The organism is Janibacter sp. A1S7 (genome assembly GCF_037198315.1).
GTDB lineage: Bacteria > Actinomycetota > Actinomycetes > Actinomycetales > Dermatophilaceae > Janibacter > Janibacter alittae.
The window spans coordinates 3,171,551-3,188,590 of the sequence record NZ_CP144913.1; the positions used below are offsets into that span (position 1 = coordinate 3,171,551).

At 70.5% G+C, this 17,040-nt stretch carries 15 protein-coding genes; 10 read left to right on the plus strand and 5 right to left on the minus strand.

The window, feature by feature from the left end:
- The first annotated feature begins 18 nt into the window (after nt 1-18).
- Entirely contained in the window at nt 19-1,608 is a 1,590-nt protein-coding gene (locus tag V1351_RS15280; protein ID WP_338749111.1) for a phytoene desaturase family protein, read from the plus strand.
- Between the two features lie 57 nt (nt 1,609-1,665).
- Here V1351_RS15280 and V1351_RS15285 read toward each other — a convergent pair whose 3' ends face one another.
- Nucleotides 1,666-2,136, minus strand: coding sequence for a hemerythrin domain-containing protein (locus V1351_RS15285; protein WP_338749113.1), 471 nt, complete (start codon nt 2,134-2,136; stop codon nt 1,666-1,668).
- Between the two features lie 70 nt (nt 2,137-2,206).
- Here V1351_RS15285 and V1351_RS15290 point away from each other — a divergent pair, with 70 nt between their 5' ends.
- Both V1351_RS15290 and V1351_RS15295 read left to right on the plus strand, forming a co-directional pair.
- Entirely contained in the window at nt 2,207-2,587 is a 381-nt protein-coding gene (locus tag V1351_RS15290; protein WP_338749115.1) for an ankyrin repeat domain-containing protein, read from the plus strand.
- Between the two features lie 170 nt (nt 2,588-2,757).
- The gene (locus V1351_RS15295) at nt 2,758-3,108 is read left to right on the plus strand and encodes a DUF2200 domain-containing protein (protein WP_338749117.1); all 351 of its coding nucleotides are present in this window, start codon (nt 2,758-2,760) and stop codon (nt 3,106-3,108) included.
- A 91-nt stretch (nt 3,109-3,199) separates the two neighbouring features.
- Here V1351_RS15295 and V1351_RS15300 read toward each other — a convergent pair whose 3' ends face one another.
- Genes V1351_RS15300 through V1351_RS15310 form a run of 3 tightly spaced genes read right to left on the minus strand, consistent with a single transcriptional unit; the run spans nt 3,200 to nt 5,474 of the window.
- A complete protein-coding gene (locus V1351_RS15300) occupies nt 3,200-4,396 on the minus strand; it encodes an NAD(P)/FAD-dependent oxidoreductase (RefSeq protein ID WP_338749119.1) in 1,197 nt (398 codons plus the stop codon).
- A complete protein-coding gene (folE, locus tag V1351_RS15305) occupies nt 4,393-5,046 on the minus strand; it encodes a GTP cyclohydrolase I (RefSeq protein WP_338749121.1) in 654 nt (217 codons plus the stop codon). The genes V1351_RS15300 and folE overlap by 4 nt, the downstream gene beginning before the upstream one ends.
- The gene (locus V1351_RS15310) at nt 5,043-5,474 is read right to left on the minus strand and encodes a hypothetical protein (RefSeq protein ID WP_338749123.1); all 432 of its coding nucleotides are present in this window, start codon (nt 5,472-5,474) and stop codon (nt 5,043-5,045) included. The genes folE and V1351_RS15310 overlap by 4 nt, the downstream gene beginning before the upstream one ends.
- A gap of 108 nt (nt 5,475-5,582) precedes the next feature.
- Between V1351_RS15310 and V1351_RS15315 the strand changes: the two genes are divergently transcribed.
- Nucleotides 5,583-6,272 (plus strand): helix-turn-helix transcriptional regulator, encoded by a 690-nt coding sequence (locus tag V1351_RS15315; RefSeq protein ID WP_338749125.1) that lies wholly within the window; start codon nt 5,583-5,585, stop codon nt 6,270-6,272.
- A gap of 109 nt (nt 6,273-6,381) precedes the next feature.
- Here V1351_RS15315 and V1351_RS15320 read toward each other — a convergent pair whose 3' ends face one another.
- Nucleotides 6,382-6,789 carry a hypothetical protein gene (locus tag V1351_RS15320; RefSeq protein ID WP_338749127.1) on the minus strand — a complete coding sequence of 136 codons (408 nt, stop codon included), beginning with the start codon at nt 6,787-6,789 and terminating at the stop codon, nt 6,382-6,384.
- Between the two features lie 201 nt (nt 6,790-6,990).
- Here V1351_RS15320 and V1351_RS15325 point away from each other — a divergent pair, with 201 nt between their 5' ends.
- The 6 genes from V1351_RS15325 (at nt 6,991) to ltrA (ending at nt 16,928) form a co-directional block, all read left to right on the plus strand.
- On the plus strand, nt 6,991-8,640 hold the full coding sequence (locus tag V1351_RS15325; RefSeq protein WP_338749129.1) for a fatty acid--CoA ligase: 1,650 nt from the start codon (nt 6,991-6,993) through the stop codon (nt 8,638-8,640).
- Nucleotides 8,637-10,067, plus strand: a complete 1,431-nt coding sequence (locus tag V1351_RS15330) for a dihydrolipoyl dehydrogenase family protein (RefSeq protein WP_338749131.1) — start codon at nt 8,637-8,639, stop codon at nt 10,065-10,067. Before V1351_RS15325 ends, V1351_RS15330 begins: the two co-directional genes overlap by 4 nt.
- A gap of 112 nt (nt 10,068-10,179) precedes the next feature.
- Nucleotides 10,180-12,120 carry an aconitate hydratase gene (locus V1351_RS15335; RefSeq protein WP_338749133.1) on the plus strand — a complete coding sequence of 647 codons (1,941 nt, stop codon included), beginning with the start codon at nt 10,180-10,182 and terminating at the stop codon, nt 12,118-12,120.
- A 145-nt stretch (nt 12,121-12,265) separates the two neighbouring features.
- Complete coding sequence (locus V1351_RS15340) at nt 12,266-12,823, plus strand: DJ-1/PfpI family protein (protein ID WP_422389033.1); 558 nt, start codon at nt 12,266-12,268, stop codon at nt 12,821-12,823.
- Between the two features lie 132 nt (nt 12,824-12,955).
- Nucleotides 12,956-14,680, plus strand: coding sequence for a dihydroxy-acid dehydratase (gene ilvD, locus V1351_RS15345; protein ID WP_338749137.1), 1,725 nt, complete (start codon nt 12,956-12,958; stop codon nt 14,678-14,680).
- A gap of 673 nt (nt 14,681-15,353) precedes the next feature.
- Nucleotides 15,354-16,928, plus strand: a complete 1,575-nt coding sequence (gene ltrA, locus V1351_RS15350) for a group II intron reverse transcriptase/maturase (RefSeq protein ID WP_338747878.1) — start codon at nt 15,354-15,356, stop codon at nt 16,926-16,928.
- Nucleotides 16,929-17,040 lie beyond the last annotated feature (112 nt).

The following is a 17,040-nucleotide window of genomic DNA, read 5'->3' on the forward strand; positions in this document are numbered from 1 at the left end:
GCGTAGCAGGATGGCTTCATGACCAGCACAGCACCCGACGCGGTCGTCATCGGTGCCGGGCCCAACGGTCTCGTCGCCGCCAACCACCTCGTCGACGCCGGGTGGTCGGTGCTGGTCCTCGAGTCCGCACCAGAGGTCGGCGGTGCGGTGCACAGCTCGCGCGACGTCCATCCGGACTTCGTCCACGACACCGGCAGTGCCTTCTACCCGCTCGCCGCGGCCTCACCGGCGATCACCTCGCTCCACCTCGAGGACCACGGGCTGCGGTGGCGGCAGGCGCCGGCCGTCCTCGGGCACCCCACTCGTGACGGCGAGTGGGCGCTGCTCCACCGAGACCGGGAGGTCACCGCCGCGTCGATGGAGGGACAACACCGCGGCGACGGCGACGCCTGGCTGCGGTTGTGCGAGCAGTGGGACCGGATCGGCGACCACCTCGTCAGGGGGTTGCTCACCCCCTTCCCTCCGGTACGCGCAACGGCGGGCGGGCTCCCCCGGCTGCCCGGAGTCGGCGGGCTGCGCTTCGTCAGGGACCTGTTGACCCCGGTGCAGCAACTCGTGCGCGACCGCTTCGGCGGACGCTCCCCGCAGCTGCTCCTCGCCGGGAACGCCGGGCACGCCGACATCCCGCTCGACTCTCCGGGGTCCTCGCTCATGGCCCTGATGCTCACGATGCTCGGGCAGACGGTGGGCTACCCGGTCCCCGAGGGTGGCGCGCACCAGCTGACGCTGGCCCTCGCCCGGCGTCTTGAGTCCCGCGGCGGCGAGATCCGCCGTGGTACACGGGTGTCCGGCATCGACGTCATCGACGGCCGGGTCGCGCGTATGCGCACCGCCGAGGGTGAGGCCATCGCCGCCGGCCGAGCGGTCGTCGCGACGGTGAGCGCACCCGCGCTCTACGGGAGTCTGCTCGACGCGCAGGACGTCCCCGCGAGGGTGGCGAAGGGGATGGAGCACTTCGCCCTGGACCCCGCCACGGTCAAGGTGGACTGGGCGCTCGACGGTCCGGTTCCGTGGGCGTCCGCGCCCTCCTCTGCCCCGGGCACGGTCCACATCGCCGACTCCCTGGAGCAGATGACCGAGTCGCTGCAGCAGGTCTCGACGGGAGCGGTCCCGGCGCAGCCCTTCATGCTCGCCGGGCAGATGACCACGACCGACCCCACCCGTTCACCGGCCGGCACGGAGTCGATGTGGGCATACACCCACGTGCCGCAGAAGACGCGCACCGACGCGGGCGACAGCGGCATCCGGGGTGAGTGGGACCGTGACGACTGCGAGCGCTTCGCCGACCGGATGCAGGAGCGGATCGAGCAGCTGGCACCCGGATTCGGCTCACGGGTCGTCACGCGGCGCATCCTCGGGCCGCACGAGCTCGAGGCCCACGACGCCAACCTCATCGGCGGGGCGCTCAACGGCGGCACCGCGCAGCTGCACCAGCAACTCGTCTTCAGGCCGGTACCGGGCGCCGGCCGGGCGGAGACCGGGATCACGGGGCTCTACCTCGGGTCGGCCTCCGCCCATCCGGGCGGCGGGGTCCACGGCGCTCCCGGAGCGAATGCGGCGCGGGCCGCGCTGGCGCACGCGCGGATGCGCAACGTCCTGCCCTGGTGACCGGACCCGGTCGGTGCGTCGCGATCGTGCCGCTGCGCGCCGACGCGCTGCCCGCCGTCAGGCCGGGGCCATCTCGGCGCGCCACCCCTCGGGCAGGTCCCCGTCGACGAGCGACGTCGCCACCTGGTCCAGTTCCTCGGTCGCGAGGCTCTCGTCCGCCGCCGGGTAGAGGATCTGCTCCTCCTTCAGGTTGTGCGCCGCAAGCTGCGCGGTCAGGCGATCGCACTCCCGACGAAGGGAGGTCACGTCCGGGCGGTCATCGGCCAGGAGACCGTCGACCGTGTCGAGGGTCCCCCAGATCTCCCCGTGCTCACGGAGCATGACCAGGACCGGTGGGATCATGCCGGCCGCACGCAGCGGGGGAAAGAGGTGGGCCTCCTCGACGTGGATGTGGTGACGCAGCTCCCTCGCCGACGCGCGGAAGGTCCCCGCCCGCACCTCCCCTTCGTCCAGACCCGCGACGAACTCGGCGAGCCGCTCGTCGATGCTGTCGTGCTGCGTCTTCAGGTCCTCGGCCACGCCGCTCATCGCGCCCTCCTTGTATTAACTACGAGTTCAGTAGTGACAATACCCGGTCACCGACCGGCACACTGGGTTCATGAGCGATCTCCCCGACGCAGCGATCGAGCTCGCCCACCAGCTGTTCGACATGGCGCGCGAGGGGCGCGGGGAGCAGCTCGGTGCCTACCTCGACGCCGGCGCACCGATCGACCTGACCGACCCGAGCGGCAACACCCTGCTCATGCTCGCGGCCTACCACGGCCACGCCGGCCTGGTGAGCGACCTGGCGCGGCGCGGAGCCGATGTCGACGCCCTCAACGACCGCGGCCAGGCCCCACTGGCCGGGGCAGTCTTCAAGGGGGAGGACGAGGTCGTCGCCGCACTGCTGGAGGGGGGCGCCGATCCGGACGCCGGGCAGCCGAGCGCCCGCGCGACCGCGCAGATGTTCGACCGTCCCGACCTGCTGCCACCCGCCTGAGGGCCGTGCACAAGAGGGACTCCTGGTGCACGATCTCCAAGAACCAGGGGGCGCCGGTGACCAGGAGTCCCTTCCGTGTTCGCGTCCGATCGGCGCGAGGCGCAGAGCGGCCCACTGTCGCGCGGAGGAGTCCTCGCGTACCGGCATGGTGGGGTCGGTACCGTCACGTCATGAACAAGGTCTTCACCATGAGCGTCGCCTCCGTCTACGTCCACTACGTCACCAAGGTCGAGCGGAAGGGCCGCACGACGGCCGAGCTCGACGAGGTGATCCGCTGGCTGACCGGCTTCGACCAGCAGCAGCTGCAGCGCCACCTCGACGAGGAGACGACCTTCGAGGACTTCTTCGCCGATGCCACCCTCAACCCCAACGCCTGCCTGATCACCGGCTCCGTCTGCGGCGTGAAGGTCCAGGAGGTCGAGGACCCGCTCATGCAGCAGATCCGCTACCTGGACAAACTCGTCGACGAGCTGGCCAAGGGCAAGGCGATGGCCAAGATCCTGCGCACCCCGGCGGTCTGACCCGGCCGAGGTTCGTGCGTCGACGGGTGACGGTCGACGCGCTCATGGCTCGTCCGCGCGCCCACCTCCACCCGGGGTCGTCCCCGCATCCTCACTCGACGGCGTCACCCAGTGGGATCGACACGTCGCGCAGTGCGTCGGTGGCCTCGTACCCAACGCACGCGCGCAGGTGGTCCGTGGCGTCCCAGTCATTGGTGTGCATGCCCGCCACGACCACGCCGTCCCTGATCATCAGGGCGTTGAGCACCCGGCTGTCCCGGTCGCCGCGGATGACGACCTCGTCGGCCCCGTCCGGTCCGAGGTGGCCGACGTACTCCATGCCCAGGTCGTACTGGTCGGTGAAGAAGTACGGCTGACGGGTGTACGGCTCCCGGCCACCGAGCATGCTGCGGGCCGCGTGGCGTCCCTGCTGGATCGCGTTGTCCCAGTGCTCGACCCGGATCCGGCCCAGCGTCGGGTGGGCGTGGTTGGCGACATCACCGGCGGCGAAGACGTGCGGATCGCTGGTGCACAGCCGCTCGTCGACGACGATCCCGTTGTCGACCTCCAGGCCGGCTGCCTCGGCCAGCGCGACCTCGGGCTGTGCCCCGATCGCGACGAGGACGATGTCCGCGACGACCTCGGTGCCGTCGGAGAGGGTGGCTCGGGCGCCCCCTTCGCCGCGCTTGATGGCGGTGACGGTCGTGCTGGTGCGCAGATCGACCCCGTGCTCGCGGTGCAGACCGGCGAGGACCTCGGCCATCTGCTCGCCGATCGGGCCGGCCAGCGGTGTCGCTGCTGCTTCGACGACGGTGACCGTGCCGCCGGCCTGCCGGGCCGCGGAGGCGACCTCGAGCCCGATCCAGCCGGCGCCGATGACCAGCAGACGGCCGGAGAGGTTCTTCCTCAGTGCCTCGGACTCCTCGATCGTGCGCAGGTAGGCGAAGGGGGCCCCGGACTCGTCGACCATCGGCAGGTGCCGCGAGGTGGCACCGGTGGCGACGAGCAGCTCGTCGTAGCCGATCGTGCGGCCGTCGACGGCGAGGGTCCGCGCGGCCGGGTCGAGGTCGCCGACCACGCTCCCGGTGATCAGCTCGATCCGCTGCCGTTCGTACCAGTCGGCGTCCTTGACGGCGGCGTCCGCGGCGGTGCCGGTGCCCAGGAGGATGTCCTTGGACAGCGGCGGGCGCTCGTAGGGGGCGTGGGGTTCGGCGCCGACGAGGACGATGTCGCCGTCGTAGCCCTGATCGCGCAGCTCGGCGGCGGCGCTGGCGCCGGTGAGGCCGGCCCCGATGATGGCGATGGTCATGGCGTGCTCCTGGTGAGTTCGAGGAACTCGGCCCGGCTGCGCGGATCCTCCCGGAGCCGGCCGAAGAGTGCTGACGTGCTCGTCACTGTGCCCGGCACCTTCGCACCGCGCAAGGACATGCAGGTGTGCTCCGCGTGGACGACCACCCCGACCCCGCGGGGCCGCAGGGCGTCGGTGAGGTGGGTGGCGACCTCGTGGGTGAGCCGCTCCTGGGTCTGTGGGCGGCGGGCGTGCCACTCGACCATCCGCGCGAACTTCGACAGGCCGAGGATGCGCCGGCCCGGCAGGTAGCCCACGTGGGCGACCCCGGTGAAGGGCAGGATGTGGTGCTCGCAGACCGACTGGACGGGGATGTCGCGGACGAGGACGAGCTCGTCGTAGCCCTCGTCGTTCGGGAAGGTCGTCAGCTCGAAGTCCTCGCTGCTCGTCATCTCGATCAGCGCCTGCGCCATGCGATGCGGCGTGCGGGCGAGGTGCTCGGAGGTGGTGTCGAGCCCGAGGGCCGTGAGCAGGGCGTCCGCGGCAGTCTCCGCCGCGGCGGCGTCGATGGCCGGGCGGGAGCCCGCGACCCGCAGGTGGGGTCGCGTCACCCCCGGTCGGCCGTCGACATCGTCGACACCCTCGGGCCGGAGGGCTCTCGCGCGGCTCATGCCCGCTCCGACGTGCCCGACCAGGCCAGCGCGGCGAGCGCGAGCGCGCCGACGAGCAGGCCGAAGTCACGCAGGGCGACGTCGTAGAAGCCGCTGAAGGTGAGCAGATTGATGATGATGCCCACGAGCCAGGCCGAGACCAGCAGGGAGCCGTAGCGGGGGGCGAGCGCGACGACGATGCCGGCGAGGATCTCGATGACGCCGACCGCGTACATCGCCTGCTGGGCGGTGCCGGGGACGATCGCGTCGATCCACGGCGCGAGGTAGCCCGGCCAGTCCGTGAGGATGTTGGCGAACTTGTCCAGGCCGAAGGCGATCGGGGCGATGGTGAAGACCGTGCGCAGCAGCAGGAAGGCGCGCTCGGCCCCCTTCGTCGAGATCGCGGGCGGGTGGGAGGTGGAAGGGGGGTGGGCAGTCGTGGCGCTCATGGCAGGTCCTCCGGTCGAATTCAGGAAACCTCTCTAAACAAGAGATTCTTGAATCTTAGACCGCAGCCAACCTCTTGTGTCAACAAGAATGTGTTTTAGACTTCGTTCATGAGGCTCAGTGCACTGGCGGCCGGGATCGGCGCCCTCTCCGACGACACGCGACGCGCGCTCTACGAGTACGTCGCGGCGCAGCACGCGCCCGTCGGTCGCGACGAGGCGGCCACGGCCCTCGGGATCCGCGCGCACAAGGTGAACTTCCACCTCGACCGGCTCGTCGAGGAGGGACTGCTCGACGTCGAGTACCGACGCCTCACCGGCCGCACCGGCCCCGGCGCCGGTCGCCCGAGCAAGCTCTATCGTCGATCCGACCGGGAGTTCTCCGTCTCGCTCCCGCCGCGCCGTTACGACCTGGTCGGCAACATCCTCGCCTCCTCGATCACCCGGGCACGGGACGGCCAGTCCCTCGAAGCCGCCCTGCACGAGTCCGCCCGCGAGCACGGGCTGACAGCCGGCCGGGCAACGATCCACGACGAGGACGCGACGATCACCCAGCTCGCCGCGGCGCTAGCGGAGCAGGGCTACGAGCCCGATGACCACGACGGCGTGCTCGCGCTGCACAACTGCCCCTTCGACACCCTGGCGAGCAAGCACACCGCCTTGGTGTGCGCCCTCAACGAGAGCTATGTGCAGGGTGTCGCGGACGGTATGGGGTGTTGCCAGGTGGATGCCCGCCTCGAGCCGGGCGAAGGCAGATGCTGCGTCCGGGTGCACCGCCGCGAGGAATCAGCGCGCGAGTAGTCGGCGTCGGGTAGGCCGAGCCAAGGGTCACCGGCAGCAGTCGTGTCCCTCCGCGGCCGGACGTGGTGCGTGGGGTCGCCTCGCACCACTGACGAGACGGTCGGTCGCGTTACGAGATGGTCGGTCGCGCGTCGTCCTCGGGGTCGTTGATGTGCGGTTCATCCATCTCGTTGGTGGCAGGGCCACCCGACTCCACGAACCCCAGGATGCTCCCGTCATCCGACTCGATCACCAGGCTGGATCGCGCACCGCGCATGATCTTGTCGGTGATGTTGTCCAACTCGACCGGATTCGGGTCGCGGCCGATGCGGTGCATGGCCGCGCCGAGGCGCTCCAGCACGACAGCACGCTCGAGCTCGGGGCCCGCGCTCACGACCTCGACCACGGCATCGGCGAAATGCTGCAGGGCCTGCCCGTTCTCGCCGCGATCGGTGCCGTTGAGCACGAGTCGCTCCGAGGTGTGCTTGAGATTCGGATGCCCATGGTGTGCAGGGATCCTCGACTCGTCGTGTGACATCCTCGACCTTCCTGTGTCATCGCCCGCCAAGGGACCGACACACACGATGGGTGCGTGCGGCCGCCACGGCAGATTCTGCCCCGATTCTCGTCCTCCGCTTCCGGGTTGTCGAGCCCCGGGGCCCGCCTCGCACGACGGGCGGCAGCAACGACCGCACCGAGGGTATGGACGTGGCGCGCGCCACACAGTTGGATGGGTGGCATGCAGAGCACCATGCAGGACTACCAGCTGACCATCGCCTCCCTGATGCACCACGGGACGAGCGTCCACCCCGACTCGGAGGTGGTCACCGCGACCGCCGAGGGCTCGCGATCCATCACCTATGCCGAGCTCGGGAAGCGCACCGCCCGGCTCGCGGGCGCCCTGCGCGCGCTCGGCATCGAGGGCGACGACCGGGTCGCGACCTTCCAGTGGAACAACGCCGAGCACCTCGAGGCCTACCTGGCGATCCCGTCGATGGGCGCTGTGCTGCACACCCTGAACATCCGCCTCTTCCCCGAGCAGCTGATCTACGTCGCCAACCACGCCGAGGACAAGATCGTCATCGTCGACGACTCACTCGTCGGCCTGCTCGCCCCGCAGCTGCCGCACCTGGAGACCGTCACCCACGTGCTGGTCGCCGGGCCCGAGGCGGCACAGGCGAACCTGGACTCCCTTCGATCCTCGGGCAAGGAGGTCCTGCTCTACGAGGACGTCCTCGCCGAGCAGCCGGAGACCTTCGACTGGCCGGAGCTGGACGAGAACGACGCTGCCGCCATGTGCTACACGAGCGGCACGACCGGCAACCCCAAGGGCGTCGTCTACAGCCACCGCTCTGCCTACCTGCACTCGATGGCCTCCTGCACCGGCAATGTCGCCGGCCTGACCTTCGCCGACCGGGTCCTGCCGATCGTGCCGATGTTCCACGCCAACGCGTGGGGCCTGGCCTACGCCGCGATCATGAGCGGTGCCTCGCTGTGCATGCCCGACCGCTGGCTGCAGGCCGAGCCGCTCGTGCGCTTCGTGACCGAGAGCCGGCCGACGATCTCCGGAGCGGTGCCCACGGTCTGGAACGACGTGCTCACCCACCTCGACGACCACCCCGAGGTGAAACTGGACTCCCTGCGCCGCATCCTCTGCGGTGGCTCCGCCGTCCCGGTCTCGCTCATGCAGGCGCTGCGCGAGCGCCACGGCCTCGACATGATCCAGGCGTGGGGCATGACCGAGACCTCTCCGGTCGCCTCGGTGGCCAATGTCCCGCTGGGGATCCGGGGCGAGGAGGAGTGGCGTTACAAGGCCACGGCCGGCCGGCTGCTCTGCGGGGTCGAGGGGCGCATCGTCGCCGATGACGGCAGCGTCCTCCCCCGCGACGGCGAGGCCGTGGGCGAGCTCGAGGTCAGGGGGCCGTGGGTCACCGCGGGCTACTACGCCTCCGACGACCCCGATGCGGAGGCGAAGTTCGACCACGGCTGGCTGCGCACCGGCGACGTCGGCACCCTCGACCACCTCGGGTACATCACCCTGACCGATCGCGCGAAGGACGTCATCAAGTCCGGCGGCGAGTGGATCTCCTCGGTCGACCTGGAGAACGCGCTCATGGGTCACCAGGCCGTCCTCGAGGCCGCGGTCGTCGGCATCCCGGACGAGAAGTGGCAGGAGCGGCCGCTGGCCACCATCGTCGTCAAGCAGGGCGCCACCGTCACCGCCGACGAGCTGCGCGAGCACCTCGCCGGGGACTTCGCGAAGTGGCAGCTGCCCGACGCCTTCGCCTTCATCGAGGAGGTGCCGCGCACGTCGGTCGGCAAGTTCGACAAGAAGGTGCTGCGCCAACGCTTCCGGGAGGGGGAGCTGCGGGTGGAGCCGCTGTCATGAGCGCCCCGCATCCCGAGCGGACGGCCACCGACGACGACGTCGACGTGGTGGTCCTCGGCGGCGGCCCCGTCGGGGAGAACCTCGCCCAGTACGCGGTCGAGGGCGGGCTGAGCGCCACGATCGTGGAGGGCGAACGCTACGGCGGGGAGTGCAGCTACTGGGCGTGCATCCCGAGCAAGGCCCTGCTGCGCCCCGCGGCGGTCGCCACCACCAGCACCCGGCTGCACGGGGTGGTCCCGACCGACGTCGACCGCGACGCTCTCCTGGCCCGACGCGACGAGTGGGTCTCGCACTACGACGACTCCGGCCAGTACGAGTGGGCCGAGAGCGCGGGGATCACCGCGCTCCGGGGGCAGGCTCGCCTCGTCGGCGAGCGGGAGGTGGAGGTCGAGGGCGAAGGGGGCACCCGTCGCCTGCGCGCGCGGCGCGCCGTGGTCATCGCCACGGGCAGCGAGGCGGTCGTGCCGGAGCCTTACCGCGCCGCCCACCCGTGGGACTCCCGTGACGCGACCGCGGTCCGTGAGGTGCCCGACCGGCTCGTGATCGTCGGCGGCGGGGTCGTCGCCTGCGAGGCGGCGACGTGGATGGCCGCACTCGGCTCCCACGTGACGATGCTGGTGCGCGGTCCGGGTCTGCTGGAGCGGATGGAGCCCTTCGCCGGCGAGGTGGTGGCCGACTCCCTGCGGGCCAAGGGGGTGGACGTGCGTCTGGCCACGGAGGCCGGCGGCTGCGAACGCCGGGACGGCCAGGACACCGGCGTCGGCCGGATCCACGGCGGCCCGGTGACGCTGACGACCGGCGACGGGAGCATCGAGGCCGACGAGCTGCTCGTCGCGACCGGCCGCCGCCCACGGCTCGGGGACGTGGGGCTCGACGCGGTCGGGTTGACCGCGCAGGACGTCACCGACGGGCGGCTGCCGCAGTGGCTGCACGCGCTCGGGGACGCCGGTGGTGAGGCCCCGCTGACGCACTGGGGGAAGTACCGCGCCAGGGTGCTCGGGTCGCGGCTGACCGCCGAGGCCGAGGGCCGCCCGGTCGAGCCGGTTCCCGATGACGTGCCGGTGCCGCAGGCCGTCTTCACCGACCCGCAGGTCGGATCGGTCGGCGCCACCGAGCAGGAGGCCCGCGAGGCGGGACGCGATGTGGTGACCAGCGAGGTTGCCTTCGACGGGGCCGCCGGCGGGGCGCTGCTGCGCGATGACGTCGCCGGCCGCGCCTCGATCGTCGTCGATCGCTCCACCGGCTGCCTGCTCGGCGCGACCTTCGTCGGCCCCGAGGCCGGTGAACTGGTGCACGGCGCCACCATCGCGATCGTCGGCAGGACACCGGTGCACCTGCTGCGGCACGCCGTCCCGAGCTTCCCGACGGCGTCCGAGCTGTGGCTGCGCCTGCTGGAGGACCTGCCGACGCGGCTGCGCCGCCCGTAGCCGGACGGAGGCGGGTCCGTGCCCCGCCCGACTCCTCGCATGAATCGTCTCCCGCTGGGTAGGGTCAGGTGAAGGCAGACCACCCGCCCGACTCGCCTGCAGGAGGACGTCCGTGCCACGCAATGCCGCACAGAAGCTCATCGCCGACCACCTCGTCGAGGGCTCGATGGAACCGGGCTCGGAGATCGGTTTGACGGTCGACCAGACCCTCACCCAGGACGCGACCGGCACGATGGTGATGCTCGAGCTCGAGGCGATGGGTCTCGACCGGATCCGTACCGAGCTGTCCGTGCAGTACGTCGACCACAACCTGCTGCAGACCGACGAGAAGAACCCCGACGACCACCTCTTCCTGCAGTCGGCGGCGCAACGCTTCGGGCTCTGGTACTCCAAGGCCGGCAACGGCGTCTCGCACCCGGTGCACCAGGCGCACTTCGGTCGCCCCGGTGCGACGTTGATCGGGTCGGACTCGCACACCTGCGCGGCCGGGGCCCTGGGGATGCTGGCGATCGGCGTCGGCGGACTCGAGGTCGCGATGGCGATGGCCGGGCAGCCGCTCTACGTGTCCATGCCGCAGGTGTGGGGCGTCGAGCTGACCGGTGAGCTCCCCGACTGGGTCTCCGCGAAGGACGTCATCCTGGAGATGCTGCGGCGCCACGGCGTCAAGGGCGGGGTGAACCGGATCATCGAGTACCACGGGCCGGGACTGGCCCAGCTGACGGCGATGGACCGACACGTCATCGCCAACATGGGCGCCGAGCTCGGGGCGACCGCCAGCGTCTTCCCCGCGGATGACGCCGTGCGCGACTACCTCGAGGCGGTCGGACGAGGGGACGACTTCACCCGGCTGGAGGCCGACGAGGGCGCGACCTACGACGTGACCGAGCACATCGACCTCTCCGCGCTGGAGCCGCTGATCGCCAAGCCCTCCTCCCCGGGCAATGTCGTGCCGGTGGCCGAGGTCGAGGACGAGGACGTCACCCAGGTCGTCGTCGGTTCCTCCGCGAACCCGGGCCTGCGCGACTTCGCCGTCGTGGCCGAGATCCTCGACGGGCAGCAGGGCGCGTCCGGGGTGTCCGTCGACATCAACCCGACATCCCGGGAGGTCCTCGCCGACCTCATCAGCGGCGGATGGCTGACCTCCCTCGTCGGCTCCGGAGCACGGATCCACCAGTCCGGCTGCATGGGCTGCATCGGGATGGGACAGGCCCCGGCGAGTGGCCGCAACTCGCTGCGCACCATGCCGCGCAACTTCCCCGGACGCTCGGGCACGGAGGAGGACGCCGTGTGGCTGTGCTCCCCGGAGACGGCCGCGGCCGCGGCCCTGACCGGCCGGATCACCGATCCGCGCACGCTCGCGGACAGTCACGACCTCGCCTACCCGCGCCCGACGATGCCGGAGCGCTACAGCACCATCGACGACATGCTCCAGGCTCCGCTGCCGCAGGAGGAAGCGGAGCAGGTCGAGCTGGTCAAGGGTCCGAACATCTCCTCGTTGCCGGAGTTCGCCCCGATCAGCGACCGCGTGGAGGTGCCGACGCTGCTCGTCATGGGCGACGACGTCTCCACCGACGAGATCATGCCGGCCGGGTCCCAGGTGCTGCCCTTCCGCAGCAACATCCCCCGGATCGCCGACTTCTCCTTCGTCCGGGTCGACGAGACCTACCCGGAGCGGGCGAAGGGGGGCGAGGGCCACGTGGTCGTCGCCGGCGAGAACTACGGCCAGGGCTCGTCCCGCGAGCACGCGGTGATCGCGCCGCGATACCTGGGGTTGGTGGCCGTGATCGCGAAGTCCTTCGCGCGCATCCACTGGCAGAACCTCGCCAACTTCGGTGTCCTGCCGCTGGAGTTCGACGACCCGTCCGACCACGACTCGATCTCGGTCGACGACACCGTCGTGCTCGACGGGGTGCACGATGCCCTGCGCGCCGGTCGCGGCCTCACCGCGACGATCGGCGGACGCGAGGTCGCGCTGCACCACCGTCTGTCGGATCGCCAGGTCGACATGGTGCTCGCGGGTGGCCGGATCCCGCTGACGGCAGAGTCGCTCTGAGGGATCACCCGCCCGGGCCGTGACGCCGGCGGCGACCGTCCCGACGGAGGCACCGCATCACCCGTCCACGGACGGGTAGGGACTGGTCAGGGTGGCCATGCACTCGCGTGCCCACCGTGACGATGACCGCAAGAGAGCAAGGAGGATCGTGATGAACGACCTGACGGGCACGAGGATCGCCGTCCTGCTCGCCAACTCCGGCGTGGAGCAGGCCGAGCTCACCACCCCGTGGCAGGCGCTCGGTGACGCCGGGGCCCGGATGACCCTCATCGCTCCGGAGACGGGCGAGGTCCAGGCCTTCAACAACGACGTCGAGAAGGGAGACACCTTCCGGGCCGACGTCGCCGTCGCCGACGCGAACGCGGCTGACTACGACGCGCTGGTGCTGCCGGGTGGCACCACCAATGCAGACCGGTTGCGGATGGACTCCGACGCGATCGGGTTCATCACGGCGCTCGCCGGCTCCGGCACGCCGATCGCCTCGATCTGCCACGGCCCGTGGGCGCTGGTCGAGGCGGGGCTCGTCGACGGTCGGACGCTGACGTCGTTCCCCTCGCTGCAGACGGACATCCGCAACGCCGGCGGCACGTGGGTCGACGAGGAGGCGGTCACCTGCACCGCGGGGAACTTCACCCTCGTCACCAGCCGCAACCCCGGTGACCTCGACCCCTTCGTCGAGGCCGCGGCCAAGGCCTTCGCCTGACCGACACTCCCTCCGCTCGGGTTGCACCGCCGCTGTTGACAGCCGGCGCAGGCTGACGGAACGTGACGGGTACCGGTCGTGGTCGCGGCCGGTACCCGCCTGCGTGCAGGCCGCGAGAAAGTAGCTCCCCACATGCCGCACCCCCGGACCGAGCCGAGCACCTCCCTTCGCGACCGGATGAAGCCCCGGTCCAAGGACGTCACCGACGGCCTGGAGAAGACCGCCGCGCGCGGGATGCTGCGCGCGGTCGGCCTGGCCGACGAGGACTTCGACAAGCCGCAGATCGGGATCGGCTCCAGCTGGAACGAGATCACCCCGTGCAACCTGTCCCTGCAGCGGCTGGCCGCCGCAGCCAAGGACGGGGTGCGCGAGGAGCTGGGCGTGCCGATGGAGTTCGGCACGATCTCGGTCTCGGACGGGATCGCGATGGGCCATGTCGGGATGCACTACTCACTCGTCTCCCGCGAGGTCATCGCCGACTCCGTCGAGACGGTGATGGAGGCCGAGCGCTTCGACGGGTCCGTGCTCCTGGCCGGCTGTGACAAGTCGCTGCCCGGGATGATGATGGCGGCCGCCCGGCTCGGGCTGGCCTCGACCTTCGTCTACGCCGGTACCGCCCTGCCGGGTCTCGTGCGCATGCTCGACGGCGCGGACCGGGAGATCACGATCATCGACGCCTTCGAGGCGGTCGGCGCCTGCCAGGCCGGGACGATGGAGCGCGAGGACGTCGACACCGTCGAGCGTTCCTTCTGCCCCGGTGAGGGCGCGTGCGCCGGGATGTACACCGCCAACACGATGGCGAGCATGGGCGAGGCCCTCGGGCTGTCGCTGCCGGGCAGCGCGTCACCGCCCTCGGCCGACAAGCGTCGCACGATCATCGCGCGCGAGTCCGGGGCGGCCGCGGTGCGGATGCTGCGTGACGGGGTCACGGTCCGCGACATCCTCACCCTCCAGGCCTTCGAGAACGCCATCACCGTGCTCATGGCGCTGGGCGGCTCGACCAATGCCGTGCTGCACCTGCTCGCGATCGCCAACGAGGCCGGGGTGCCGCTGACCCTGGACCACTTCGACGAGATCGCCGGGCGCACACCGGTGCTCGCCGACGTCAAGCCCTTCGGCCAGCACGTGATGCGCGACGTCGACCAGGTCGGTGGCATCCCCGTCGTCATGCGGGTGCTGCTCGACGCCGGTCTGCTCCACGGCGACGCGATGACCGTCACCGGACACACCGTGGCCGAGAACCTCGAGACCATCGCCCCACCGCTGCCGGACGGGCACGTCCTCTTCGGCTCCGACCGGCCGTACCGCGCCACCGGTGGGTTGGCCGTGCTCCGGGGCAGCTTCGCCCCGGACGGCGCCATCGCCAAGGCCGCCGGGTTCTCCTACGACACCTTCCGGGGCCCGGCACGGGTCTTCGAGGGCGAGCGCGACGCGCTGGACGCCCTCGCCGAGGGCAGCATCGAGTCGGGGTGCGTCGTGGTCATCCGCCGGGAGGGACCCCAGGGTGGGCCCGGCATGCGCGAGATGCTCGCGATCACCGGTGCGATCAAGGGAGCCGGGCTCGGCGCCTCGACGTTGCTGATCACCGACGGCCGCTTCTCGGGTGGGACGACCGGCAACTGCATCGCCCACGTCGCCCCCGAGACGATGGACGCCGGCCCGATCGCACTCGTCCGCGACGGCGACAGCATCTCCCTCGACCTGACCGCGCGCCGTCTGGACCTGGAGGTGGACGAGGCCGAGCTCGCCGCTCGCCGCACGGACTGGGTCAAGCCGCCGATGACGAGCACCGGTGTCCTGGCGAAGTATGCCGCGCTCGTCGGCTCGGCCTCCCAGGGTGCGGTCTGCCTGCCGTGACGGCATCGGCGTCGGTCGGGGTCGCCGGGCCCACCCCGACGGGCCTGCCGGTCTGATCGTCTCGCGCGGCTCGTCCGACACCGGCGGGCATGTCCGCGGCACGTGCGGGTAGGGCCCGTTCGTCACCATGACGACGAAAGGAGTCGACGATGAAGGCCGTTGTCTACCGGGGACTGTACGACGTGGCCGTGCGCCGTGAGGCGCTTGTTGTTCGAGTGGAGGTGAGAGACCTTTGCCTGATTCCCTGCCGTAGCAGGGAGTCCGTAGCTGGGGGCAGCCTGATCGCAGGGACGTGCGGGAGGGCGGGAGCAGCCCCGACAAAGCCGTGTCGCGTCAGCACCGTTGGATGGCGTGGGCGCGGCGAGCAAGCCGAAGAGGTATACGCGAGGAACCGGTGTCATCACCTGTCTTGACGTACTACCGCCTCAAACCCAGTGGATATGGGGCGGGCGCGGCCAGCCACCTGCCGGAGTGATGGGCGGTGGACCGCCCGGGGCACGAGTTACATGTCCCGGGTCGGGTCGGCGGTGAAGGACTACGGAGTAGTCGCCGACGAGTGCCGCAGGCAGATAGCCGGGTGCCTCCTTCGGTCAGCGGACAGCAAGTGAACACGGGAAGGTCCCCGGGGCCTGCCCGCCGAGCCTGTACAGCCAGCGCGGGTCGGTGTGGCTGGGTGCGTCGCCTGCCGATCGGCCCGGGGGCTGGCGGAGCCGCCGTAGTACTGCGAGTCCGGGAAAGCCGGACACATCGGGAAGGGCGGCAGCGAGGATGGATAGGAGGTACTGCGATGGCGCAAGAGGCGTTGGTGAACTCCGACGCTCGAGCCTTGATGGAGCAAGTCAGGGAGCGGGTAGCGCGGACGCAGATCAAGTATCACCGGTGGGCCAAGACCGACCGCGATCAGCGGTTCGGGGACTTGTTCAACCTCGTGTCACACCCGGACTACCTGCGGGTGGCCTGGCAGCACGTGGCACGAAACAAGGGGGCTCGCACCGCGGGGGTCGACGGCGTGACCGTGCGTCAGATCGCCCAGCGGGGTGAGATCGGGGATTTCCTGAATGGGATCGCCGCGAGCCTGAAGGACGGCACGTATCGGCCCTCGCCGGTGCGGCGGGTGCTCCTTCCCAAGCCGGGCGGCAAGTCGCGCCCGTTGGGGATCCCGACCGTGACCGACCGGGTCGTGCAGCAGTCGTTGAGGATGGTGCTGGAACCGATCTTCGAGGCCGACTTCCAGCCGGTCTCCTACGGGTTCCGGCCCAAGCGGCGCGCCCATGACGCGGTCGCCGAGATCCACCACTACGCCACCAGCGGGTACCGGTGGGTGCTGGACGCAGACATCGAAGGATGTTTCGACCACATCGACCACACTGCCCTGCTGGGTTTGGTGCGGGAACGGATCAAGGACAAGAAGACCGTGGCACTGGTCCGCGCGTTCCTCAAGGCCGGAGTTCTTGATGAGCTCGGTCTGCAGGCCGCGACCAGTGAGGGAACCCCACAAGGCGGGATCATCTCGCCGCTGTTGGCCAACATCGCCTTGTCCGTGCTGGACGAGGCGATCATGGCCCCGTGGAAGCCAGGTGGTGACCAGTCAAGCCAGGCTGAACGCGCCAAACGTCGTTACCACGGGTTGGGCAACTGGCGGATCGTGCGCTACGCGGACGACTTCGTCATCATGACCAACGGCAGCAAGGATGACGCGCTGGCCCTGAAAGAACAGGCCGCCGAGGTGCTGGCCGGGATCGGGCTGCGGCTTTCCGAGGCCAAGACCCGCGTCACGCACCTACGCGAAGGGATCGACTTCCTCGGCTTCCACATCCAGTGGAGGAAACGCAGAGGAGGCGGCAAGTGGTGCTGCATGGTCTTCATCAGCAACAAAGCGTTCGCGAGGATCAAACAGACCATCCGCGCTCTGACCCCTCGCCGGTCACCACGGCCCATGATGGACGTGATCATTGAGGTCAACGCGGCGCTGCGCGGGTGGACGTCCTACTTCCGCCACGCCATCGCCGGGCGACGATTCAGTTTCCTTCGGTACTTCACCTGGAGACGCTTTGTCGCGTGGCAGCGCGAGCAGCGCCGCTGGAACTGGTCCAAGGTCAAACGATGGCTCCGCCGCCCAGACGGCAGTTGGAAACCCATCGCGACTACGGACGTGGCCGTCTTCGACCCCACGAAAGTGCGGGTTCGACGCTATCGGTACCGCGGGAATCGGATCCCCAGTCCCTACGACCCGGCCACGGCCGCCTGACGGCATCACCTCGTGGAGAGCCCGTTGCGTTGAAAGGCGCACGGCGGGTTCGGCGGGCGGTCCGGGGAAACGGGGCAGCAGCAATGCCGCCACCGCGCCCCGGACCGACCCA

What these genes read in the sequence shown, in the direction of transcription:
- V1351_RS15280 (WP_338749111.1), top strand. Translation starts at nt 19, where the DNA reads ATGACCAGCACAGCACCCGACGCGGTCGTCATCGGTGCCGGGCCCAAC.
- V1351_RS15285 (WP_338749113.1), bottom strand. Translation starts at nt 2,136, where the DNA reads ATGAGCGGCGTGGCCGAGGACCTGAAGACGCAGCACGACAGCATCGAC.
- V1351_RS15290 (WP_338749115.1), top strand. Translation starts at nt 2,207, where the DNA reads ATGAGCGATCTCCCCGACGCAGCGATCGAGCTCGCCCACCAGCTGTTC.
- V1351_RS15295 (WP_338749117.1), top strand. Translation starts at nt 2,758, where the DNA reads ATGAACAAGGTCTTCACCATGAGCGTCGCCTCCGTCTACGTCCACTAC.
- V1351_RS15300 (WP_338749119.1), bottom strand. Translation starts at nt 4,396, where the DNA reads ATGACCATCGCCATCATCGGGGCCGGCCTCACCGGCGCCAGCGCCGCC.
- folE (WP_338749121.1), bottom strand. Translation starts at nt 5,046, where the DNA reads ATGAGCCGCGCGAGAGCCCTCCGGCCCGAGGGTGTCGACGATGTCGAC.
- V1351_RS15310 (WP_338749123.1), bottom strand. Translation starts at nt 5,474, where the DNA reads ATGAGCGCCACGACTGCCCACCCCCCTTCCACCTCCCACCCGCCCGCG.
- V1351_RS15315 (WP_338749125.1), top strand. Translation starts at nt 5,583, where the DNA reads ATGAGGCTCAGTGCACTGGCGGCCGGGATCGGCGCCCTCTCCGACGAC.
- V1351_RS15320 (WP_338749127.1), bottom strand. Translation starts at nt 6,789, where the DNA reads ATGTCACACGACGAGTCGAGGATCCCTGCACACCATGGGCATCCGAAT.
- V1351_RS15325 (WP_338749129.1), top strand. Translation starts at nt 6,991, where the DNA reads ATGCAGAGCACCATGCAGGACTACCAGCTGACCATCGCCTCCCTGATG.
- V1351_RS15330 (WP_338749131.1), top strand. Translation starts at nt 8,637, where the DNA reads ATGAGCGCCCCGCATCCCGAGCGGACGGCCACCGACGACGACGTCGAC.
- ilvD (WP_338749137.1), top strand. Translation starts at nt 12,956, where the DNA reads ATGCCGCACCCCCGGACCGAGCCGAGCACCTCCCTTCGCGACCGGATG.